This window comes from Microbacterium phyllosphaerae (assembly GCF_017876435.1).
GTDB lineage: Bacteria > Actinomycetota > Actinomycetes > Actinomycetales > Microbacteriaceae > Microbacterium > Microbacterium phyllosphaerae.
Window position 1 is genome coordinate 3,188,971 of sequence record NZ_JAGIOA010000001.1, and the last position, 22,174, is coordinate 3,211,144.

The 22,174-nt window shown below is 69.1% G+C and carries 22 protein-coding genes, 1 tRNA gene and 1 pseudogene; 16 read left to right on the forward strand and 8 right to left on the reverse strand.

Annotated features, from left to right (window positions below; translation table 11 throughout):
* Window positions 1–19: 19 nt before the first annotated feature.
* From JOF42_RS15100 to JOF42_RS15125, 6 genes are all read left to right on the forward strand, one after another.
* A complete protein-coding gene (locus JOF42_RS15100; RefSeq protein ID WP_210098578.1) occupies window positions 20–295 on the forward strand; it encodes a multidrug ABC transporter ATPase in 276 nt (91 codons plus the stop codon).
* A 10-nt stretch (window positions 296–305) separates the two neighbouring features.
* Complete coding sequence (locus tag JOF42_RS15105; RefSeq protein WP_210098579.1) at window positions 306–2,015, forward strand: helicase-associated domain-containing protein; 1,710 nt, start codon at window positions 306–308, stop codon at window positions 2,013–2,015.
* Between the two features lie 11 nt (window positions 2,016–2,026).
* The gene (locus tag JOF42_RS15110) at window positions 2,027–3,667 is read left to right on the forward strand and encodes a DNA repair helicase XPB (protein WP_210098580.1); all 1,641 of its coding nucleotides are present in this window, start codon (window positions 2,027–2,029) and stop codon (window positions 3,665–3,667) included.
* A 100-nt stretch (window positions 3,668–3,767) separates the two neighbouring features.
* Entirely contained in the window at window positions 3,768–4,454 is a 687-nt protein-coding gene (locus JOF42_RS15115; protein WP_201471433.1) for a response regulator transcription factor, read from the forward strand.
* Between the two features lie 56 nt (window positions 4,455–4,510).
* The gene (locus JOF42_RS15120) at window positions 4,511–6,205 is read left to right on the forward strand and encodes a sensor histidine kinase (protein ID WP_210098581.1); all 1,695 of its coding nucleotides are present in this window, start codon (window positions 4,511–4,513) and stop codon (window positions 6,203–6,205) included.
* A 125-nt stretch (window positions 6,206–6,330) separates the two neighbouring features.
* Entirely contained in the window at window positions 6,331–6,618 is a 288-nt protein-coding gene (locus JOF42_RS15125; protein ID WP_210098582.1) for a WXG100 family type VII secretion target, read from the forward strand.
* Window positions 6,619–6,701: 83 nt separating this feature from the next.
* On the opposite strand, the gene groL is transcribed toward JOF42_RS15125, so the two are convergent.
* The 4 genes from groL to JOF42_RS15145 all read right to left on the reverse strand — a co-directional run bounded on the left by groL (window position 6,702) and on the right by JOF42_RS15145 (window position 10,350).
* Window positions 6,702–8,321 (reverse strand): chaperonin GroEL, encoded by a 1,620-nt coding sequence (groL, locus tag JOF42_RS15130; RefSeq protein ID WP_056513751.1) that lies wholly within the window; start codon window positions 8,319–8,321, stop codon window positions 6,702–6,704.
* A 122-nt stretch (window positions 8,322–8,443) separates the two neighbouring features.
* Window positions 8,444–9,022: a LytR C-terminal domain-containing protein gene (locus JOF42_RS15135; RefSeq protein ID WP_307803619.1), complete on the reverse strand. Its 579-nt coding sequence runs from the start codon at window positions 9,020–9,022 to the stop codon at window positions 8,444–8,446.
* 68 nt (window positions 9,023–9,090) lie between these two features.
* Entirely contained in the window at window positions 9,091–9,348 is a 258-nt protein-coding gene (locus JOF42_RS15140; protein WP_210098583.1) for a DUF3263 domain-containing protein, read from the reverse strand.
* A 9-nt stretch (window positions 9,349–9,357) separates the two neighbouring features.
* Window positions 9,358–10,350 (reverse strand): DUF2332 domain-containing protein, encoded by a 993-nt coding sequence (locus JOF42_RS15145; RefSeq protein WP_210098584.1) that lies wholly within the window; start codon window positions 10,348–10,350, stop codon window positions 9,358–9,360.
* A 68-nt stretch (window positions 10,351–10,418) separates the two neighbouring features.
* Here JOF42_RS15145 and msrB point away from each other — a divergent pair, with 68 nt between their 5' ends.
* The gene (gene msrB, locus JOF42_RS15150) at window positions 10,419–10,823 is read left to right on the forward strand and encodes a peptide-methionine (R)-S-oxide reductase MsrB (RefSeq protein WP_210098585.1); all 405 of its coding nucleotides are present in this window, start codon (window positions 10,419–10,421) and stop codon (window positions 10,821–10,823) included.
* On the forward strand, window positions 10,820–11,368 hold the full coding sequence (locus tag JOF42_RS15155) for a nitroreductase family protein (RefSeq protein WP_210098586.1): 549 nt from the start codon (window positions 10,820–10,822) through the stop codon (window positions 11,366–11,368). The genes msrB and JOF42_RS15155 overlap by 4 nt, the downstream gene beginning before the upstream one ends.
* Here JOF42_RS15155 and JOF42_RS15160 read toward each other — a convergent pair whose 3' ends face one another.
* Window positions 11,369–12,280 (reverse strand): DMT family transporter, encoded by a 912-nt coding sequence (locus JOF42_RS15160; RefSeq protein WP_210099235.1) that lies wholly within the window; start codon window positions 12,278–12,280, stop codon window positions 11,369–11,371. It lies immediately after the preceding gene.
* A 105-nt stretch (window positions 12,281–12,385) separates the two neighbouring features.
* Between JOF42_RS15160 and JOF42_RS15165 the strand changes: the two genes are divergently transcribed.
* The 6 genes from JOF42_RS15165 to JOF42_RS15190 all read left to right on the forward strand — a co-directional run bounded on the left by JOF42_RS15165 (window position 12,386) and on the right by JOF42_RS15190 (window position 17,266).
* Entirely contained in the window at window positions 12,386–13,027 is a 642-nt protein-coding gene (locus tag JOF42_RS15165) for an SOS response-associated peptidase family protein (RefSeq protein ID WP_210098587.1), read from the forward strand.
* A 4-nt stretch (window positions 13,028–13,031) separates the two neighbouring features.
* Window positions 13,032–13,415 carry an MmcQ/YjbR family DNA-binding protein gene (locus tag JOF42_RS15170; protein ID WP_210098588.1) on the forward strand — a complete coding sequence of 128 codons (384 nt, stop codon included), beginning with the start codon at window positions 13,032–13,034 and terminating at the stop codon, window positions 13,413–13,415.
* Window positions 13,416–13,537: 122 nt separating this feature from the next.
* A complete protein-coding gene (locus JOF42_RS15175; protein ID WP_210098589.1) occupies window positions 13,538–14,449 on the forward strand; it encodes an ABC transporter ATP-binding protein in 912 nt (303 codons plus the stop codon).
* Entirely contained in the window at window positions 14,446–15,255 is an 810-nt protein-coding gene (locus JOF42_RS15180; RefSeq protein ID WP_210098590.1) for an ABC-2 transporter permease family protein, read from the forward strand. Before JOF42_RS15175 ends, JOF42_RS15180 begins: the two co-directional genes overlap by 4 nt.
* A 38-nt stretch (window positions 15,256–15,293) precedes the next feature.
* Window positions 15,294–16,574: a sensor histidine kinase gene (locus JOF42_RS15185; RefSeq protein WP_210098591.1), complete on the forward strand. Its 1,281-nt coding sequence runs from the start codon at window positions 15,294–15,296 to the stop codon at window positions 16,572–16,574.
* Window positions 16,571–17,266, forward strand: a complete 696-nt coding sequence (locus JOF42_RS15190) for a response regulator (protein ID WP_210098592.1) — start codon at window positions 16,571–16,573, stop codon at window positions 17,264–17,266. The genes JOF42_RS15185 and JOF42_RS15190 overlap by 4 nt, the downstream gene beginning before the upstream one ends.
* A 25-nt stretch (window positions 17,267–17,291) precedes the next feature.
* Here the strand turns inward: JOF42_RS15190 and JOF42_RS15195 are convergent.
* The 3 genes and pseudogenes from JOF42_RS15195 to JOF42_RS15205 all read right to left on the reverse strand — a co-directional run bounded on the left by JOF42_RS15195 (window position 17,292) and on the right by JOF42_RS15205 (window position 19,442).
* A pseudogene (locus tag JOF42_RS15195) lies at window positions 17,292–18,247 on the reverse strand (aldo/keto reductase).
* 125 nt (window positions 18,248–18,372) lie between these two features.
* Window positions 18,373–18,448, reverse strand: a tRNA-Thr gene (locus tag JOF42_RS15200).
* Window positions 18,449–18,491: 43 nt separating this feature from the next.
* Window positions 18,492–19,442 carry a DsbA family protein gene (locus JOF42_RS15205; protein ID WP_210098593.1) on the reverse strand — a complete coding sequence of 317 codons (951 nt, stop codon included), beginning with the start codon at window positions 19,440–19,442 and terminating at the stop codon, window positions 18,492–18,494.
* 229 nt (window positions 19,443–19,671) lie between these two features.
* Here JOF42_RS15205 and JOF42_RS15210 point away from each other — a divergent pair, with 229 nt between their 5' ends.
* The gene (locus JOF42_RS15210) at window positions 19,672–20,775 is read left to right on the forward strand and encodes an ABC transporter ATP-binding protein (protein WP_056312585.1); all 1,104 of its coding nucleotides are present in this window, start codon (window positions 19,672–19,674) and stop codon (window positions 20,773–20,775) included.
* An 81-nt stretch (window positions 20,776–20,856) separates the two neighbouring features.
* A complete protein-coding gene (locus tag JOF42_RS15215; protein WP_210098594.1) occupies window positions 20,857–22,161 on the forward strand; it encodes a DUF4032 domain-containing protein in 1,305 nt (434 codons plus the stop codon).
* Window positions 22,162–22,174: the final 13 nt, after the last annotated feature.

Consider the following 22,174-nt stretch of genomic DNA (forward strand, 5'->3'; position numbering starts at 1 on the left):
AGCGACTAGGCTGAGACCGATGAGCACCAAGAGTCCCGAACCTGAGGTTCCCGTTCGCCGTATCGATCGCATCCTGGCGTTCTCGGCACTCGGACTCGCTGCGGCATCCATCATCTGCTTCTTCGCCATCATCATCGGCACCGCCGTGGGTATGCAGCAGAAGGACTTCGGGGCAGGCGTGTGGCCGTTCGTCGCCGCTATCCCCTATTGGGGACTCCCTCTGGCGTTCGTGATGATCATCGTGCTGCTCACCATGAGCTTCATCCGCAAGGGTCGCGCGGCATCGCGGCCCTGAGGTATCAGGCATGAGCACGCACGCCCGCCCGCTGGCCGAATGGCTGTCCGCGGCGAGCGACGAGCAGCTCACCTCCCTGTTCACCGCCCGGCGCGTGCGTCCGGATGCCGGCTGGCAGGACTTCTTCGATGCGGCCGAAGCCCTCCTCGACCCCACCTCCATCGTGCGGGCGCTTCCCATCCTGACGCACGAAGAGGCCGCCGCACTGGTCGTCGCCGCCTCCCGGCCCCTCGACGAAGAGGCGTCGGAACGAGCGACGCTCGAGCACCTCGCACTCGTCCGACCCGATGGCACCGCCTTCCCGCCGGTCGCAGCCGCGATCGCAGACCGCGACCTCGCCACTCCCCCTCGCATGTCGGCACCGCAGCCCGCCGGAGAGGCTGACAGCGCTCATGCCGCCGAACGCGCGTTCACGACAGTGTCGGCACTCGCCGATCTGCTGCTGCTCGCCCGCGAGAAGCCGTTCGCGCTGCTCGCGGGCGGCAACGTCAGCGCCGGCGAGAAGCGGGGACTCGGAGAATCCGGCGTCGCCGCGGAGTCGGTCGACGCTCTCATCGCGATCGCCGTCGACTCGGCGCTCGTCGCGCCGGACGAACGCCGATTGCGCACGACCCTTCGCACGGAGGAGTGGCTGCGATCGCCCGTCTCGGACCGGTGGGGTGCACTCGCCGGCGGCTTCCGCGATGCCCTCCCCCGCGGAGTGCGCACTGCGGACGGCGGATGGACTCCGACGACCTCGTGGCCACAGGCTCACCCGTGGGATCCCTCCTGGCCCGAGCACAGTGCCGCTCTCCTCGAACGCGCCCGCCTGCTCGGCCTCATCGCCGACGGCGACGGCGAGCCCGCATGGGCCGAGTCCCTGCGTCTCGGCCGCGCCGTGGATCCCGCGCCCCTCACCGCACTGCTGCCCGCCGAGGTCGACCGCATCTTCCTGCAGAACGATCTGAGTGCGATCTCGCCGGGCCCGCTCGCTCCCGCGCTCGACGTGAGGCTGCGCACGATCGCCGCCCGCGAGTCGGCGGCGCAGGCCTCGACCTACCGGTTCACGCCCGAGTCGATCGCCCACGCGCTCGTCGCCGGAGAGACCGAGGAATCGATCCTGGAGTTCCTCGAGGCGCTCTCGCTCACCGGCATCCCGCAGCCGCTGCGCTACCTCGTGTCGCAGACGGCGCAGCGGCACGGACTCGTGCGCGTGTCGGTCGACTCCGAGACCGGCCGCACCCGCATCGAGAGCAGCGACCGGCATCTGATCGAGGCGATGGCCGTCGATCAGAGCCTGCGGCCGCTCGCGCTGACGAAGCACGTCGCCGCGCTCTCGACGCGGGTCGGACGCGACACCGTCTACTGGGCGCTCACCGACGCACGCTATCCCGCGACCCTCGTCGCCGAGGACGGCACCGTGATCACCGGGGAGCGGAATCCCGCGACCGAGCCTGCGCCTGAGAGCGCCGCGGACTACGCGCCGCTCATCTCGGCCCTGCGCGCACACCAGGGTCCCGACGCCGATGCCGCCTGGCTCGATCGCGAGCTCGACGCGGCGGTCCGAGCGAAGGCCGTGCTGCGAGTGACCGTGGGAATGCCCGACGGCTCGACGAGAGACCTGATCCTCGAAGCCACGGGACTGGGCGGCGGACGCCTGCGCGGGCGAGACCGCGCGGCCGACGTCGAACGCACGCTGCCGGTGTCGAGCATCCGCGCCGCCACCGTGATAGCCCAGTAAACTGGACAGCTATGTCTGATGGACCCCTGATCGTCCAGAGCGATCGCACCGTGCTGCTCGAAGTCGCCCACGCCGATGCCGAGAGCGCTCGCCACGAGCTGGCGATCTTCGCCGAGCTCGAACGCGCCCCCGAGCACATCCACACCTACCGCATCACCCGGCTCGGGCTGTGGAACGCCCGCGCGGCCGGACACACCGCAGAGGACATGCTCGAGACGCTCGACCGCTGGTCGCGGTTCCCCGTGCCGCCGTCGGTCTCGGTCGACCTTCGCGAGACGGTCAACCGCTACGGACGCCTCGTGATCGAGCGCGACGACGAGGGAACCCTCGTCCTCCGCTCCAGCGACCCTGCCGTCCTCGCCCAGGTGGCGAACAACAAGCGCATCCAGCCGCTGCTGATCGGGCACCCGACGCCCGAGACCTTCATCGTCGACGCCTGGGCACGGGGCCAGATCAAGCAGGAGCTGCTGAAGATCGGCTGGCCCGCCGAAGACCTCGCCGGCTACACCCCCGGCACCCCGCACGAGATCGAGCTCGCCGAGGACGGGTGGGAGATCCGTCCGTACCAGCAGGACGCCGTCGACGCGTTCTCGAAGGACGGATCGGGTGTCGTGGTGCTGCCCTGCGGCGCGGGCAAGACGATCGTCGGCGCCGGCGCGATGGCCGCGACCAAGACCACCACGCTCATCCTGGTGACCAACACGGTGTCGGCGCGTCAATGGCGCGACGAGCTGCTCAAGCGCACGAGCCTCACCCCCGAGGAGATCGGCGAGTATTCCGGCCAGGCCAAGGAGGTCAAGCCGGTCACGATCGCGACCTACCAGATCCTCACGGCGAAGCGGAAGGGCGAGTACGCTCACCTGGCGCTGCTGGATGCTCTCGACTGGGGCCTCATCGTCTACGACGAGGTGCATCTGCTTCCGGCTCCGGTCTTCAAGCTCACCGCCGACCTGCAGGCACGCCGTCGCATCGGCCTCACCGCGACGCTGGTGCGTGAGGACGGCCGCGAGGGCGACGTGTTCAGCCTGATCGGCCCCAAGCGCTTCGATGCGCCGTGGAAGCAGATCGAGGCTCAGGGGTTCATCTCCCCCGCGGTCTGCTACGAGGTTCGCGTCGACCTCCCGCCGGAAGACCGGCTCGAGTACGCCGCCGCGACCGACGACGAGCGCTACCGCCTCGCAGCGTCCGCTCCGGCGAAGATCGACGCCGTGCGCGAGCTGATCGCCAAGCACACCGGCGAGCGGATCCTCGTGATCGGCCAGTACCTCGACCAGCTCGACTCGCTGTCGCAGTCGCTGAACGCGCCGCAGATCACCGGCGCGACCCCGATCGACGAACGCGAGGAGCTGTACCGCGCCTTCCGCGAGGGCGACATCTCGCTGCTCGTCGTCTCGAAGGTCGCGAACTTCTCGATCGATCTCCCCGAGGCATCCGTCGCGATCCAGGTGTCCGGTTCGTTCGGCTCCCGTCAGGAGGAGGCGCAGCGCCTCGGCCGTCTCCTGCGTCCGAAGCAGTCCGGCCACACGGCGAGCTTCTACACACTGGTGGCCCGCGACACGATCGACCAGGACTACGCGCAGAACCGCCAGCGGTTCCTCGCCGAACAGGGGTACAGCTACACGATCATGGATGCCGACGCCATCGCTGCCTGACCGGTCGGCCGGGGCTCCCGGCAGCCGGTACGCGGTGGGCGAAAGCGGCGCTCCGACGGATAATCAGCATCCGCATGGCCGAAGTCACCATAATGGGGACATGACTGATGCGCGCATCCTGGTCGTCGATGACGAACCCAACATCCGCGACCTGCTGTCCACGGGTCTGAGCTTCGCCGGGTTCCAGGTGAAGACCGTCGCCAACGGCGCCGCCACCATCTCGGCCGTCCTCGAAGAGGAGCCGGACCTGATCATCCTCGACGTCATGCTCCCCGACATGAACGGGTTCAGCGTGACCAAGCGCCTTCGCGGCGCCGGGTTCACCGCTCCGATCCTGTTCCTGACGGCCAAGGACGGCACCGACGACAAGATCGAGGGACTCAACGCCGGTGGCGACGACTACGTCACGAAGCCGTTCAGCCTCGACGAGATCGTCGCGCGCGCCCAGGCGATCCTCCGGCGCACCATGCAGGCCGATGAGGAGTCGATCATCCGCGCCGGCGAGCTCTCGATGGATCAGGACACCCACGACGTGCACGTGGGCAAGGAGGCCATCGAGCTCAGCCCGACCGAGTTCAAGCTGCTGCGCTACCTCATGCTCAACCCCAACCGCGTGCTGTCGAAGGCTCAGATCCTCGACCATGTCTGGGAGTACGACTTCAACGGGGATGCGGGCATCGTCGAGAGCTACATCTCGTACCTTCGACGCAAGATCGATCCGCACACCGAGGAGTCGGTCATCCAGACCAAGCGCGGTTTCGGCTACATGCTCAAGGTCGGCAAGTAGTCCGGCCCACCGCCGCACGCCGACGCCGCAGAGCATCCGTCTCCAGGGAGGACCGTATGGCGCGCAAGCCTGACGCGGTCACCCGCTGGTGGCGCTCGATCAGCCTGCGCGCGAAGGTGACGGGAGTCACCGTCGGCGTGCTCGCACTCGGCCTGCTCGCCGCGGGCCTGGGCACCGTGCCGATCCTGCGCAACTCCCTCGTCGACAACATCGACGCGCAGCTACCCGCACTGGTCTCGGCCGATCTCGCGAACCGCTACTTCGATGTGTCGGTCGACGACGACAAGACGGTCTACACCCCCACGGATTCGCCTCGCGACTTCTTCGTCGCGATCTACGACGCCGAGGGCGTGCTGCAGGCGACGACCGGGAACTCGGCGAACGGCGCGCCCCTGTTCCCCTCCTCGTACTCGCCCCTCGACGTGCAGGCCAACGAGGACACACGGTTCACGATCGAGGGCACCAAGGGGACGAGCTTCCGCGCGGCCGTCGCACGGGTGCCGGGTGAGGGCGACGGCTCGCTGAGGATCCAGATCGTCGCGATGCCGCTCGAGTACGCGGACCGCATCATCAGCCAGTACTTCGGCATCTACATCACGGTCGCCCTCGTCACGATCGTCATCGCCGCGCTGCTGACCCGCGGACTCGTCACCCTCACGTTCCGACGGCTCGGACAGGTCGAGTCGACAGCCATGTCGATCGCCGCGGGAGACTTCACGCAGCGCCTCACCGACCTCGAGCCGACGACGGAGGTCGGCCGTCTGAACAGCGCCATCAACACCATGCTCGATCGCGTCGACGGTTCGCTCGCGCAGCGCGACCGCACCGTGCAGCACATGCGCCGCTTCATCGGCGACGCCAGCCACGAGCTGCGCACCCCGCTCGTGAGCGTCCGCGGCTATGCCGAGCTCTATCGCATGGGCGCCATCAAGGGCGAAGAAGACACTGCCCGAGCCATGGAGCGCATCGAGAAGGAGGCGATCCGCATGGGCGTGCTCGTCGAGGACCTCCTCGCTCTCGCCCGCCTCGACGAGGAGCGCGAGCCCGAGATCGAGGCGCTCGACCTGCGTCCGATCGCCCGCGACGCCGCCCTGGACCTGCGCGCGGCTGCGCCGGCCCGCACGGTGACGGTCGTCGATCGCACCGTCGAGGCGCCCCTGATCGAGGTGACGACGCGCTCGAACCCGGTCGTGCCGCCTGCGCAGCCCCCCGCCCCCCGAGGGCTGTCGAGGGGCACGCTGGCCCGGCTGCGGCGGCGCCCCCGCAACTCCGCGGCCGAGGTGCCCGCGATCGACTTCACCGAAGCCGCGGACATCCCCGTGCGCACGCCGCCGATCGTCCTCGGCGAAGAGAACAAGGTGCGCCAGGTCGTCACCAACCTGCTGGGCAACGCACGCCGCTTCTCGCCCGAGGAGAGCCCGATCGAACTCGTCGTCGACGCGGATCGTGTGCGCGGTACGGCGAGCATCTCGATCGTCGACCACGGCGAAGGCATCCCCCCGCAGATCCGCGAGCAGATCTTCGAGCGATTCTGGCGAGCCGACACGTCGAGGGCGCGCGAGACCGGAGGCTCGGGCCTGGGGCTCGCCATCGTCGCATCGATCGTGAAGGCGCTGCACGGCGATGTGGCCGTCTCGGAGACCCCCGGTGGCGGCGCCACCTTCACGGTGACGTTCCCCCTCGCCCCGTCCCGCGCGACTCCGGCGCATCTGCTCGAGGACACGCAGCCGATCGAGCCGCTGAATCTCTGACCCTCTCTCCTGCACGCCACCGCGTCTCCGCGGGTTCTGCACAGTGATCGGGGATTGAAGACCTGCACGCGGGTGCAGGCATCCTCTCCCTCCTATCGTCGGAGCACATAACGAGAGGAGTTCCCATGTCCGTCATCACCGTCGACACCGAAGCCGTAGGTGCCGCCCAGGGAGCGGCACTGGCCACCATGGAGCGTCTGCAGACCGAATCAGCCACACTCATGTCTCAGCTCACGCAGCTGCAGTCGTCCTGGGTGGGCACCGCGTCGCATGCGTTCCAGTCCTGCGCGGAGCAGTGGCGCGGGGCACAGCTGCACGTCGAGCAGGTGCTGGAATCGATCGGCCACTCGCTCGGCAGCGCTGCGACGCAGTATGCGGATGCCGATCAGTACTCGGCCAGCCTGTTCCGCTGACGCGACCGATCGAACGCCCGGGCCACCCGGGAAAGCAGAAACGCCCCGACCGAGGTCGGGGCGTTTCTGTCAGTGCGGATGGATCAGAAGTCCATGCCACCCGACGGGTCACCCATCGGAGCAGCGGCCTTCTCGGGCTTGTCCGCCACGACGACCTCGGTGGTGAGGAAGAGAGCCGCGATCGAGGCTGCGTTCTGCAGCGCCGAGCGGGTCACCTTCGCCGGGTCGATGATTCCTGCGGCGAACATGTCGACGTACTCGCCCGTTGCCGCGTTGAGGCCCTGACCCGAGGGGAGCTCGGAGACCTTGTTCGCGACGACGCCCGGCTCGAGACCGGCGTTCAGCGCGATCTGCTTGAGCGGAGCCTCGATCGCGACGCGAACGATGTTCGCACCGGTGGCCTCGTCGCCCGAGAGCGACAGAGCGTCGAGCGCCTTGGTGCCCGACTGGATCAGCGCGACGCCACCACCGGGGACGATGCCTTCCTCGACGGCTGCCTTCGCGTTGCGGACGGCGTCCTCGATGCGGTGCTTGCGCTCCTTGAGCTCGACCTCTGTCGCCGCACCCGCCTTGATGACGGCGACGCCACCGGCGAGCTTGGCGAGACGCTCCTGGAGCTTCTCACGGTCGTAGTCGCTGTCGGTGTTCTCGATCTCACGACGGATCTGCGTGACGCGACCCTCGATCTGATCTGCCTCACCGGCACCCTCGACGATCGTGGTCTCGTCCTTGGTGACGATGACCTTGCGCGCACGACCCAGCAGGTCGAGCGTGGCGTTCTCGAGCTTCAGGCCGACCTCTTCGGTGATGACCTGTCCACCGGTGAGGATCGCGATGTCCTGCAGCTGCGCCTTGCGGCGGTCGCCGAAGCCGGGAGCCTTGACGGCGACCGACTTGAAGATGCCCTTGAGCTTGTTGAGCACGAGAGTCGCGAGAGCCTCGCCCTCGACGTCCTCGGCGATGATGACGAGCTCCTTGCCGTCCTGGATCACCTTGTCGACGATGGGCAGAAGGTCCTTGATGTTGGAGATCTTCTGGTTCGCGATGAGGATGTAGGCGTCCTCGAAGACAGCCTCCTGGCGCTCCGGGTCCGTCACGAAGTACGGGTTCAGGTAGCCCTTGTCGAAGCGCATGCCCTCGGTGAGCTCGAGCTCGGTGCCGAAGGTCTGCGACTCCTCGACGGTGACGACACCCTCCTTGCCGACCTTGTCGATCGCCTCGGCGATGAGCTCGCCGATCGCGGGGTCAGCGGCGGAGATCGACGCGGTCGCGGCGATCTGCTCCTTGGAGTCGATCTCCTTCGCGCTGGCGAGGAGCTCCTCGGTGATCGCTGCGACGGCCTTCTCGATGCCGCGCTTGAGCGAGATCGGGTCGGCGCCGGCTGCGACGTTGCGCAGGCCCTCGCGGACCAGAGCCTGGGCGAGGACGGTGGCGGTGGTGGTTCCGTCGCCGGCGACGTCGTCGGTCTTCTTGGCGACCTCCTTGACGAGCTCCGCACCGATCTTCTCGTACGGGTCGTCGAGCTCGATCTCCTTGGCGATGGAGACGCCGTCGTTCGTGATCGTGGGGGCGCCCCACTTCTTCTCCAGCACGACGTTGCGGCCGCGCGGGCCGAGGGTCACCTTGACCGCGTCGGCGAGGATGTTGAGGCCGCGCTCGAGGCCGCGGCGGGCCTCCTCATCGAAAGCGATGATCTTTGCCATGAGTTTTGTCGTCCCTCCTGGACGTAGACGTTGGGTTTAGCACTCAGAGTGAGAGAGTGCTAACGCCATTCTGGCACTCGACCCCATCGAGTGCAAGCTGCGGGGAGGGACCGCACGACGGCTCAGGAGGCGGGAGTCTCCGCCGGAGTCTCGGGTGCCGACGACGAGCGGTCCACTCCGATGACCACGGTGAGCTGCTTCGCACCCGTGTCGTTCAGATCCGCGTAGAAGTCGCTCTGCTCGACCACTGCCCCGCCGATGAGGTTGGCCAGCCCGATGGCCGCCAGCTCGTCCTCATCCGCGACGTAGTAGACGGTCGTGGTCGCGAAGTCCTGGCTGGCACTGTCGCTCGCGAACACCACGTCGGCGGACCATCCGCTGTTGACGAGCGTGTCGCGCATCTGCTCGTCCAACCCCTCATCAGGGGAGGCGTTGAGGATCATCACCGAGTACGTCACGTCGACGACGCCCGTCTCGACCGGCGTGGGGGTCGATGACGGCACGGCCTCGGGGAACAGGCTGATGCGCCCCATCACCACGAGAGAGCCGAAGATGCCGCCGATGATCAGCACCAGAGCAGCCACGAACGACCAGAGCAGCACCACCCAGCCGTTCATCCCGGGGGCTTCGGCGCGATGCGCTCCGACGCGTCCGGACGTGGGGGGGACGTCGTCGAATCGATCTCGGCTGGGCTTTGGCACCCCTCGATGCTAACGGCACCGGCCCGAGTATCCGCACCCCGAGGCCTCAGCGCGTGGCGGCGGTTCCCTCAGCCGACGAAACCGGGAGTGCGCGAGGCCCTCTGGAACGCTCGCGATTCCCGGATGCGGCGCAACCGTCGCACCAGCATGGGGTCGTACTCCAGAGCCGCCTCGGAGTCGATCAGACGGCCGAGCAGCTGGTAGTACCGGGCGGCACTCATACCCAGCTGGGTGCGGATCGTCTCCTCTTTGGCACCGCCGTGCCGCGGCCACGCGGTCTCCAGCGCGAGGATCGCACGATCCCGCTCGCTCAGCTCTCCCAGCATGTGACCAGATTAGGTCGCCGTGGCGCCGACACCGGCGCGCCACTCCCACCACCGGCCGAGCGGGTCGGACGCGGCACGCACCTCTGCGTCGAGCGCCACGACGAAGCCGGGCCACGTGTCGGGGTCGACCGCCGGCTCCCACACGTCGAGCAGCGCGGGAGGATCGATGGTCACCCACCGGACGCCGAGACCACGGATGCGGTCGACGAGAGCGGTGCGCGCCTCTCGGGGGATGTGCACCAGCACGCCCGGGGTCGTGATGACCAGTGCGGCGTCCGCGGGGGCCGCGGCCGCGAGCGCGTCGATCCGGTCGAGCGCGTCACCCGCGACGAGGAGCGGCGGGTCGGAGGCGGCGATGTCGAGAGCGGCGGTCACCCGGCGCTCGCGTCCCTCCTCCCCCGGCCACACGAGTCCCTGCAGCCAGCGTCGGTCCCGCTCGACACGGGCGTCGAGAGGTGCGAGGTCGATGCCGGCCCGCCACACCACCTCCGGCATCCGCATCGCCGGGAGCTCGCCCTCGACGCGGCTCTCGAGGACGACGCTCGAAGGGCCGTCCACGGGGTCGAGCGACGCGCGCAACCGCCCGTCGGCACCCACGAAGCGGTACGAGTACCGGTCGGGGTAGAGGCAGAGGCCCGCGGAGGCTCCGATCTCGAGCAGCGCGATCGGGCCGTCGATCTCCGAGAGCACGGGCAGCAGCGGGGCCAGACGCAGCGGCTCGTTCGTCTGCAGACGCCGACCGGTGCACTCGGCGACGATCTCGTCCGCCCGCGCCACGGCGAACTCCCGCCAGACGTCGTAGCCGCCGAGGCCCGCACCCAGCATCCGCGTCACCGCGAACACGAGCGGAGGCTGTCGCCGGTTCTCCGGGATGCGAGCGAGGATCCCCTGTACCTCCCGGTCGGCCGCGACACCGGCCGCCCACTCGACATACAGGTCGCTGCGCCCCGGCGCCTCCTGCTCGGCGAAGCGCGCATAGCGCTGCTGCACGGCATCGGTCATGGATCCATTCTCTCGTGGCGCCGAGGGTCGCGGAACGCGAGAGAATGGATCAGACCCCAGGAGGACCTATGTCGTACAGCGTGGACAAGACCGAAGAAGAGTGGCGCGAGGAGCTCGGCGACGAGCAGTACGCCGTGCTGCGTGAAGCCGCGACCGAGCGCGCGTGGACGGGTGAGCTGCTCGACGAGGGTCGCGCCGGCCTCTACACCTGCGGCGCATGCGGCGCTGAGCTGTTCAAGAGCGGCACCAAGTTCGACTCCGGATGCGGATGGCCGAGCTTCTACGAGTCGATCCGCCCCGATGCGGTGCAGCTCATCGAGGACACGACCCTCGGCATGGTGCGCACCGAGGTGCGCTGCGCGACCTGCGGCTCGCACCTGGGCCACGTCTTCCCCGACGGCTTCGGTACGCCCACCGGCGACCGCTACTGCATGAACTCGATCGCTCTGAACTTCACGCCCGAAGAGTCGTGAACGCCCTCGAGGCGGTCAGAGCGCGACAGTCCTGGTCGAAGGTCACCGACGAGGCGCCGTCACGTGATGAGCTGCTGAAGCTCGTCGCCGCGGCGGGTCGCGTCGCCGATCACTCGTCGCTGCGCCCATGGCGGCTCATCGAGCTGCGCGGGTCGGATCGTGAGGTGCTGGCTGCGGCGATCGCGAAGGCCGAGGGCGACAAGTCCCCGTCGTCGAAACCGCTGCGAGCGCCGCTGCTGATCGCCGTGGTCGCCAGCTACCGCAAGAGCGACAAGGTTCCGCGGTGGGAGCAGGAGGCGGTCGCCTCGGGCGTCGCGCACATGCTCAGCCTGCTCCTCGACGAGGCAGGGTGGGGCGTGCTCTGGCGCACCGGACGGTACACGCGGGCGAAGGCCGTGGCCAAGGCGCATGGCATCGGCAAGAACGAGGAGCTCCTCGGCTGGCTGTACGTGGGCGGCAAGCCCGCGGGCAAGAAGCCGGGACGCCGCAGACCGGTCGATGCCCGCGCTCTCGTCACACGGATGCCGCAGCCCAAGAAGAAGTAGTCAGCCCCGTCGGCGGCGCGGTAGCGCGACGACGACGGATGCCACGGCGACAGCCACCATCCCGACGATCTGCCAGAGCTCGGGGCCCGCGGCCGCGGGCCAAAGCAGGTCGATGATCACCGACGTCGCGAGCTGACCCAGCACCGAGCCGAGCCCCATCAGCAGCACGCCGGTGTGCGCCACGATGAAGGCGCCGAGCAGGATGTAGGCCGAGCCGAGGAATCCGCCGAGGTACAGCCACGGCTCGGCCGGTGGCGCCTGCGGCACGCCTCGCACGGCAATGCTGATGCCCGCAGCCACGAGCAGTGCGATCGTGCCGGCGATGAAGCTCATGAACGTCGCAGACAGAGGCGACTGCACCCGCTGGGCGAGACGCCCGTTGGTCGCCGCCTGCCAGGCGATGCCGACGCCGGCGGCGAACGGCAGCAGGAGCATCCACAGCGGCGCGGTGGCGAGCACGTCGCCGCTGAGCGAGATCCCCACCGCGGCGAGCGCCAGCACCCCGCCGAGCACGCGCCCCGGTGTGACCGCGACGACGCCGGCCGGCCCGAAGCCGATGCGATCGAGGACGAGGCCGTGGAGCGTCTGCCCCGCGACGACGCCGACCGTGAACAGCGAGACGCCGAGCACGCCGGCCGTGAGGCCCTGGGTCGAGACGGTGAGGGCTCCGCAGGCGCCGCCGAGCAGCATCCAGAACGGGATGGTGCGATCACGGATGCCGTCGCGCAATCGGCCGACTCCCCGGCGGGCCGAGGGGATGCAGACGATCACGACGCTCAGAGCGGCGAGCCCGACCGCGAACGAGATGAGACCGGCGACGATGCCGTTGTCGACCTTGACCCCGAGCACGCCGTTGATGCGCGCCTGGACGGCGGTCATGACGCCGATCGCGACTGCTCCGCCGAGGGCCAGGGGCGGGGAGAGTCGGCGGGTCGGGGGCACCTGTCGACCCTAGCCGAGCGCGCGCGGCCCGCCACCGCCCGACCCGATGTCGGCGGCCGGGCGTACCCTGGCGGCATGTGCGCGAGTTATGGTCTGGATCCGCGGTTCACCGACAGCGAGCTCCTCGCCGCGGCCGACGAGGGGCTGCGCGGGTGGGCCGAGGCGAACGCCGGTGAGACCGTGCGCCCGACCGGCAAGAACCTGCGCAACCTCAACCCGATCATCGTGCAGCCCGAGACCGCTCCGACGCTCGAGCCGGCGTGGTGGGGTTTCCTGATCGGCGGAGAGCCGTCGAAGTTCCCGTCGATCAACACGCGTTCCGAGCGCCTGCAGGACCGCCCCGGCGGGCTGAAGTCCAGGGCGCTCGTGCCCGCCACCGGCTGGTTCGAGATGAAGAAGCCCGAGCGCGTGTGGCACGAGTTCCTCGTCGACGACGGGGCCCTGTTCGGCATGGCCGCCGTCACCCAACGAGGGCGCACCGCCGACGGAGAGTCGTTCACCTGCTACTCGATCGTGATGCGCCCGGCTCCTCCGCACCTCGCCGACATCCACGACCGGATGCCGCTGCTGATCCCCGCATCGCTGAGCGAGGACTGGCTCACCGCCGAGCCCGCGAGAGAGATCATCGACGAAGCGCTGCTCGCCGCTGCGGCGCTCGACGAGCGGGTGCAGGTCGCCCCGCGGGCGGACGACAAGGGCGCGGATCGGCTGTTCTGAGCACATGGACTCGACACAGTTGAACACTGCCGCCACAGAGCGCGCAGAGGAGCTGCCCGGCGCAGAGCGAGAGAACCCGTTCGGCCCCGAGTGGGACGTGTACAAGGTCCGCGGACGCGTCTTCCTTTTGGTCCCCCTCGACGGCACGGGGAGGATCACGCTCAAGTCACATCCCGACGACGCCGTGGCTCTGCGCGAGACGTTCGCAGACATCGTGCCCGGCTATCACATGAACAAGAAGCACTGGATCACGCTGATGCCGGGGTCGTCCCTCGAAGAGGACCTCGTGACCGAGCTCGTCACCGAGTCGTACCGGCTGGTCGTCGAGAAGCTTCCGAAGGCGCAGCGACCGGTCGATCCGAATCTGTTCGGACGCCCCGCGCCGTAGACGGGCCCCGCACCCGGCACCACAGGACACTCGGCATCGGCCGGAAGGATGACCCCCTGCATCGGCGGAACGGTACCCCGGGAGGACGCGCCGGCCCACGGGCCGTCTGTAGCGTCGAAGACATGATCACAGCAGAAGGCCTCACGAAGAGATTCGGAGACAAGACAGCGGTCCAGGACGTGTCGTTCACGGTGCAGCCGGGAACGGTCACGGGATTCCTCGGGCCGAACGGCGCGGGAAAGTCCACCACGATGCGCATGATCGTCGGCCTCGACCGGCCGACCTCGGGCACCGCGACCGTCGGCGGCCGCGAGTACCGCACGCTGCGCGCGCCGCTCACCGAGGTGGGCGTCCTGCTCGACGCGAAGGCGGTGCACACGGGCCGCACCGCACGTGATCACCTCCGCGCGATGGCGGCGACGCACGGCATCCCCTCCTCCCGCGTCGACGAGGTCATCGACCTCGCGGGCATCGGCCCTGTCGCCCGCAAGCGCGCGGGCAAGTTCTCGCTCGGCATGGGACAGCGACTCGGCATCGCTTCGGCACTGCTCGGAGACCCGCACACACTGATCCTCGACGAGCCGGTCAACGGTCTCGACCCCGAGGGCGTGCGCTGGGTGCGTCAGTTCGTGCGCCACGCGGCATCCGAGGGGCGGACGGTCCTGCTGTCCAGCCACCTGATGAGCGAGATGGCGCAGACCGCCGATCACGTGATCGTGATGGGCCGCGGTCAGGTGCTCGCCGACGCTCCTCTGCAGGAGCTGGTGCGCGCGTGGACCACGAACACCGTGCGCGTCCGCACCCCTCGCGCCGCCGACCTCGCGGCCGCCGTCGGGGGTCCGTCCGTCGAGATCGTCAGCTCCGCTCCGGATCTGCTCGACATCGTCGGTCTGCCCGCATCTCGCATCGGCGACCTCGCCGCAGATCGCGGCATCCCCCTGCACGAACTCACCCCGACCACGGGATCGCTCGAAGACGCGTACCTCGCGCTCACCGGCGACTCGGTCGAGTACCGCACCAAGGAGATCTCATGACCGTCCAGGCTCCTCCCGTCACCCGCCGTCATGTCGACACAGGTCGACGTCTCACGTTCGTCCGCGCCGTCCGCGGCGAGTGGATCAAGCTCTCGACGCTGCGCTCGACCTGGTGGTCGATCGGCATCGCGGCCGTCCTCACGATCGGCATCGCCGTGCTCATCGCCCAGGCGATCGACATGCCGGGCTTCGAGCCCATCCAGGCCGTCGTGATGCCGATCCAGTTCACGATGCTGCTCGCCGGCATCCTCGGCGCGATCTCGGTGACCGGCGAGTACTCGACCGGCATGATCCGCTCGACACTCGCGGCCAACCCGAAGCGCGGATCCGTGCTCGCGGCCAAGGCCGTCGTGGTCGGCCTCTTCATGTTCGTGTCGTCGCTGGTGATCTTCGCGGCCGCGGCCGTCGCGGTCTCGGCCGTCGTGGCCTCCCGCGACCAGAGCATCGACTGGAGCGACCCGTCGGCGTCGATCCTGCCGATCGTCGTCTCGTCGCTCGCCATGGCGGTGTTCGCCCTGATCGGCGTCGCCTTCGGGTTCATCCTGCGCTCGGGCGCCGGAGCGATCGCCGCCACCGTGGGGCTCCTGTTCGTGCTGCCGATCGTCGCGAGCTTCTTCGCGATCGCCGGCGAGGCATGGGCCTGGGTGATGGATGCCGCGAACTACCTGCCCGTCGCGGCGGCGCAGAGCGCGATCCTCCCCGATGGCGCAGCCCTCGAGGGCCCGGTCGCGTACGTGACGCTGGCCGGTTGGGTGGCCGCGGGGATGCTCGCAGCCTGGGCCGTGCTCCGCACGCGCGACGCGTGATCCTGATGCTCGACGATGCACCCGCGTAGAGTCGCCCGGTGACCAGAACGCGCAGCCGCAGCACCTCCGTCCGCGAGGACGAGGCGCTGCGGCTTCCGCGTACGCCGGGGGTTCTGCGGCGCTTCTGGGCGCGGCATCCGGTGTTCGCCGACGTCCTGATCGCGCTGGTGTGTCTGCTGCTCTCGCTGGTCCCGGCCGGCGTCATCACGAACGATCTGCCCACGCCACTCGCCATCGGGGTCGCGATCCTGGTCCCCGCGTCCGTCGTCGCCGCCTGCGCGACGCTGCTGTGGCGGCGCCGACGTCCCCTCCTGCCGTTCGTCGCGTCCTTCGCCCTCGAGGCCGGATTCCTCTTCGCGCTCCAGCCGATCGGCTCGCCCCTGCTGCTGGTCACCTGCTACTCGCTGGCGGTCTACCGATCGTCGAGGGTGGCCTGGATCGGGTTCGGCATCGGCCTCGCTTCCCTCGCCGCCTTCGGCGGGCTGCTCACGCTCACCGGCGTCATCACGTTCCAGATCGCCGCCAACGCGGTCATCATGTCGCTCGTGCTCGGTCTGATCGGCACCCTGATCGGCGTCAACGTCGGCGGGCGCAAACGGTATCTCGATGCGGTGATCGACCGCTCCCGCCAACTGCTCGTCGAGCGCGACCAACAGGCACAGCTCGCGGCCGCGGGCGAGCGCGCACGCATCGCCCGCGAGATGCACGACATCGTGTCGCACTCGCTGACGGTGATCGTCGCCCTGTCCGAGGGAGCCGCCGCGACATCCGACCCGGACCAGGCTCGGGCGGCCGCCACGGCCTCGGCCGAGACCGCGCGCAGTGCGCTCACCGAGATGCGGGCGATGCTCGGGGTCCTGCGCGCCGACGACTCCCCGCTGCCGCTCGCTCCCCTCGCGCCGACGCCTCCGCAGGAGACCGTCGCGCACGCGCAGCGTGCGGGCTATCCCGTCACACTCTCCGTCAGTGGAGGCACCGACCTCTCCCCCGCCGTCGCCCACGCCGTGGGGCGGATCGTGCAGGAGGGCGTCACCAACGCGATGCGCCACGCACCCGGCGCGACGTCGATCGCCGTGCGCCTGATCTACTCCGCGGATATCGTGACGGTCGAGATCGTCAACGACGGAGCCGCGGGCCCCCGCGGCACCTCGGGGTTCGGCCTGCGCGGTCTCGCGGAGCGCGCCGCGCACGCAGGCGGCAGCGTCGTCTCGGAACCGCTCGAGGGCGGCAGATGGATGCTGCGCGCCGAGCTGCCGACTGCGCCGCCCGATCCCACCCCGACCGCACTCGCCGCTCCCGATCCGAAGGACAGACCATGACCGCCCCGATCTCCCTGCTGCTCGTCGACGACCAGCAGCTCATCCGCCTCGGCTTCCGCATGGTGCTCGAGGCCGAGGCCGACATGGTCGTCGTCGGCGAGGCGGAAGACGGGCACGCGGCCATCGCGCAGGCCGCAGCACTGCAACCGGATGTGGTGCTCATGGACATCCGGATGCCCGGGCTCGACGGCATCGCGGCGACCGAGGCGATCGTGCGGGCGCACCCCGAGACACGGGTGCTCGTGCTCACGACGTTCGATCTCGACGAGTACGCGTTCGGGGCGATCCGCGCGGGTGCCAGCGGATTCCTGCTCAAAGACGTGCAGCGGCACGAGATGATCTCGGCCGTCCGCGCCATCCACCGAGGCGACGCGGCACTCGCGCCGAGGGTCACGCGGATGCTCCTGGAGCACGTGACTCCGACGCTGGGTGCGTCGTCTGCTGAACCTGCACTCGTCGTCGACGACCCCACCATCGAACTGACGGACCGCGAGCGCGACGTCTTCCTCGAGATCGCGCGCGGCCTGACCAATGCCGAGATCGCGCAGGCTCTGTTCGTCAGCGAGTCGACGGTGAAGACACACGTGGGGCGGGTGCTCGCGAAGCTCGGTGCCCGCGACCGCATCCATCTGGTGATCCTGGCCCACAGGCTCGGCCTCATCGACGACGACGCCCTGCCCGCCGACTCCTAGGCCGGTGGGCAGGGCGCGAGTGCTGTCAGGCCTTCGCCGGAGTCCACTCCGAGACGCTGTTCAGCGCGTCGACCTCGTCACTCGTCAGCTCGAGACGTGCACCGGCGAGGAGATCCGGCACCTGCTCGACGGTGCGGGCGCTGGCGATCGGAGCAGCCACCGTCGGCTGGGCGCGCAGCCATGCCAGCGAGGTCGCGGCGATCGACGCACCGTGCGCGTCGCCGATCTGCTCGAGCGTGTCGATGATCCGCAGGCCCGCTTCGGTCGCGTACTTCGCGGCACCCCCGAGGCGCGCGGTGAGGTCTGGCCCTCGGTGTCCGCGGAGCGGTACTTGCCGGTCAGGAAGCCGCTCGCGAGCGAGTAGTACGGCACGAGTCCGAGACCGAACTCCTCGGCGACGGGGATGATCGTCTCCTCGACGTCGTTGCGGTGCACGAGGTTGTAGTGCGGCTGCACGGCGACGGGGAGCGCCACACCGGTGCGGTCGGCGATCTCGACCCATTCGCGGATGCGGTCGGCGCTGTAGTTCGACACCGCGATGTTGCGCACCAGGCCGTCGGCGACGAGCTGACCGAAGGCGCCGACCGTCTCCTCGAGCGGCACGGTCTCGTCGTCGAAGTGCGCGTAGTAGAGATCGATCGTGTCGACCCCGAGGCGGCTCAGGGATGCTTCGGCGGCCTTGCGGACGTTCGCGGCCGCGAGTCCCGTGAAGTCCGGGTGTTGGCTCACCTTGGTCGCGACGGTCACTCCCGCGGGCTTGCGCGAGGCCAGCCACGCGCCGATGATCGTCTCGCTCTCGCCGCCCGAGTTGCCGGGCACCCACGCGCTGTACGAGTCCGCGGTGTCGATGAAGTCGCCTCCCCCGTCGACGAATGCGTCGAGCACGGCGAACGATGCATCGCGGTCGGCCGTCCAGCCGAACACGTTGCCGCCGAGCGAGAGGGGGAAGACGTCAAGGTCACTGTTTCCGATACGAGTCATACTCGGGACAACCCATGGCCCCCGCGCGCTATTTCGTCTGTGACGATGTGTGTCGTCGGCGAGCAGCGAGGGGACGACGAAGGCCCGCGTCCTCGGATGCGACCGAGGATGCGGGCCTTCGCGTGTGGAGCCGACTACGGGACTCGAACCCGTAACCCCCGTATTACAAGTACGGTGCGCTACCAATTGCGCCAAGTCGGCGGACGCCACCCAGCTTAGCGAGGGGTGACGGGTGCCGAGAAAACTACGGCGTGGTGGTCGGGGTGGGCGTCGGTGTCGGGCTGGGCGACTCCGTGGCGTAGTAGGCGTCGCTCGCGACGGTGAGCACGAACTGCGAGAACTCGCTCGGGTCGTCGAGCGCACCGACGTAGGCCTCGCCGTTGACGACGATCATGGGCGCTGCGGTGAGCACGAGGTCGTCGGAGCCGACCAGCGGTCCTTCGAGAGCGCGTGAGGTGGCATCCTTCGCCCAGGTCACGTAGTCCTGGTTCTCGATGCACGAGCGCACGCTCTTGACGTTGTCCGAGCCCACGGCTCCCGCGATGTCGGCGAGCTGCGAGTCGGAGAAGCCGTCGGTGTTGACGTCGGGCTGGTCGTCGAGCAGGTCGTGGTTGAAGGCGTAGAACTGTGCGGGCGAGTGCGTCGCGACGCACGCCGCGGCCGCCGCCGAGCGCAGCGAGTACTTGGTGCCGTTCGAGCTGGCGGTGAGCAGGGCGACCGGGTGATAGGTGACGGTCGCGGCGCCCTCGGTGATCCAGTTCACGAGCTGGCGAGCGTTCGCACGCTCGAATTCACCGGCGTCCGGCGAGAGGTAGTCGACGTAGATGTGGATGTCGACGGTGCTCGAGGTGGTCGGCGCGGGGGTCGGAGTCGCCTCGGTGCCGGCCTCGGTCTCGTCGGGGCTGGGGGCGGGCACGCCCTCATCGGAGGCGGCGGTCGCGCTGATGTCGGAGACGAGGATGCCGTCGTGGTCCATGCCGCCGGGCGTGAGCTGCGGCTTCGACACCTGCGCCGACACGGCGAGAGTGATGGCGGTGCCGATGGCACCCACGGCGACCACGGCGATGGCGCCGAGGATGACTCGTCGCATCACGCGCGCCCTCGACTGCTGCGCATGCACCTTCTGTGCCTTCTCCCGCACGACCTCACGCGAATTGCGAGGGCTGGGGACGTTCGGCGTCTCGTCGCTCGACATCGTTCCTCTAGACAGTCTCAGGGGGGCAGGGTGGCCCCGGACGCCACTCGGGCGGCGAACGCCGCGTTAAGCGGCCGAGAACGATGTTAACCAGCGAGGCTGAGAAATACCCAGATAGACAGGTTTCTGGCATACTGAATCCGACCCAATGAGGGGTCACGGCGGATCACTCCGCCGCTCTATCACTACGGATCGTCCGGCACGTACCTGCCGGTGAAGGAGAAACACAATGGCATCTGTGACTTTCGACGAGGCCACCCGCCTCTACCCCGGCGGAACCCGCCCGGCTGTCGACAAGCTCAACCTCGAGGTCGCTGACGGCGAATTCCTCGTCCTCGTCGGCCCTTCCGGCTGCGGAAAGTCCACCTCGCTGCGTATGCTCGCCGGACTCGAAGAGGTCAACGCCGGCCGCATCCTCATCGGTGACCGCGACGTGACCGACGTGCCGCCGAAGGACCGCGACATCGCGATGGTGTTCCAGAACTACGCGCTGTACCCGCACATGACGGTCGCCGAGAACATGGGCTTCGCGCTCAAGATCGCCGGCGTCGGCAAGGAAGAGCGTGCCAGCCGCGTTCTCGAGGCCGCCAAGCTGCTCGACCTCGAGGAGTACCTGACCCGCAAGCCGAAGGCCCTCTCGGGTGGTCAGCGTCAGCGTGTCGCCATGGGTCGCGCGATCGTGCGTCAGCCCCAGGTCTTCCTGATGGACGAGCCGCTGTCGAACCTCGACGCCAAGCTCCGCGTCCAGACGCGTACCCAGATCGCATCGCTGCAGCGTCGTCTCGGCGTCACCACGGTCTACGTCACCCACGACCAGACCGAGGCCCTCACCATGGGCGACCGCATCGCGGTCCTCAAGGACGGTCTGCTGCAGCAGGTCGGCTCGCCGCGCGACCTGTACGAGAAGCCCGAGAACGTGTTCGTCGCCGGCTTCATCGGCTCGCCCGCCATGAACCTGTTCTCGGCCGACCTGGCTGAAGGCGGCATCCGCTTCGGCACCGAGGTCGTCCCGCTCGACCGCGACACCGTGGGCCGTGCCAACGGCTCGCAGGTCACCGTGGGTGTGCGTCCCGAGGACATCACCGTCGGCCCCGCCGACGGCAAGGGCCTCTCGGTCGTCGTCGACCTCGTCGAGGAGCTCGGCGCCGACGGCTACCTCTACGGTCACACCGAGATCAACGGCAAGCGCGCCGACCTGGTCGCACGTGTCGACGGTCGCAGCCACCCCAACGCGGGCGAGACCGTCACCCTCGCAGCGAACGCGGGCCACGTGCACGCGTTCGACATCGAGTCGGGTGTCCGCCTGAACGACAAGCCGATCGTCTCCGCCTGATCGGATCCACAGACGCGGCGCGGGCTGACTTCGGTCGCCCGCGCCGCTTCTGCTTTTCCCGCCCCCACCGTCTGGAGAGCCATGCAGGATGCGCTGCGGATCACCGCGAGCTCGATCGATCCGGGGCTGCTCGCACTCCCCTGGTCGACGACACTGGCCAAGTGGCCGTCCGAGCAGATCGTGTCGCTGCCCAAGGGGCTCTCCCGGCACCTCGTGCGGTTCGCCGACCTCTCCGGCCGTGTCGTGGCGGTCAAGGAGACCACCGACGAGATGGCCAAGCGCGAGTACGAGATGCTCGGCAACCTCGCCCGCCTCGACGTGCCCTGCGTCGACCGCGTCGCCGTGATCGCCGGACGCACGGATGCCGCGGGCGAGCCGCTTCCCGCCGCGCTCGTGACCTCGCACCTGCGCTTCTCGATGCCCTACCGCGCCCTCTTCACGCGGGTTCTGCGCCCCGACACCGCCACACGGCTGGTCGACGCCCTGGCCGTTCTGCTGGTGCGCCTGCACAACGTCGGCTTCTACTGGGGCGACGTGTCGCTCTCGAACACCCTCTTCCGACGCGACGCCGGTGCCTATGCGGCATACCTCGTCGATGCCGAGACGGGCGAGCTGCATGAGGAGGGGCTCACCGACGGCCAGCGCGCCTACGACCTCGATCTGGCCCGCACGAACATCGCCGGCGAGATCATGGACCTCGCCGCCGGTGGCCGGCTCGAGCACGGCGTCGACGCGATCGCGATCGCCGACGGCATCGTCTCCTCGTACCGCTCCCTGTGGGCCGAGCTGACCGTGCAGGAGTCCTTCGCCTCGGCCGAGACCTGGCGCATCACCGAACGCGTCGAGCGCCTCAACGCCCTCGGCTTCGACATCGACGAGATGTCGATGTCGACGACCGCCGATGGCACGGTCGTCGAGATCCAGCCGAAGGTCGTGGATGCCGGACACCATCAGCGCCGGCTCATCCGCCTGACCGGACTCGACGTCGAGGAGAACCAGGCCAGGCGTCTGCTCAACGACCTCGACGAGTTCCGCGCCCGCTCGACCAAGCAGTGGGCCGACGAGGAGATGTACGCGCACGAGTGGCTGACCCGCGTGTTCGAGCCCGTCGTGCGCGCGATCCCGTGGGAACTGCGCGCCAAGCTCGAGCCGGCCGAGGTCTTCCACCAGGTGCTCGAGCACCGCTGGTACCTGTCACAGGCACAGGGACGCTCCGTGCCGCTCGCCGAGGTGCTGACCAGCTACATCAACGAGGTGCTGCGCCACCGCCGCGATGAGGCGACGATCATGGGACCGCCCACCGAGACCATGAGCCTGCCCGTGATCACGGGCGCGAATCCCGTCGCCGACGACGACGACGAGATCGACTGGCGCGATCTCGTCTGACCCGACCCGCGGG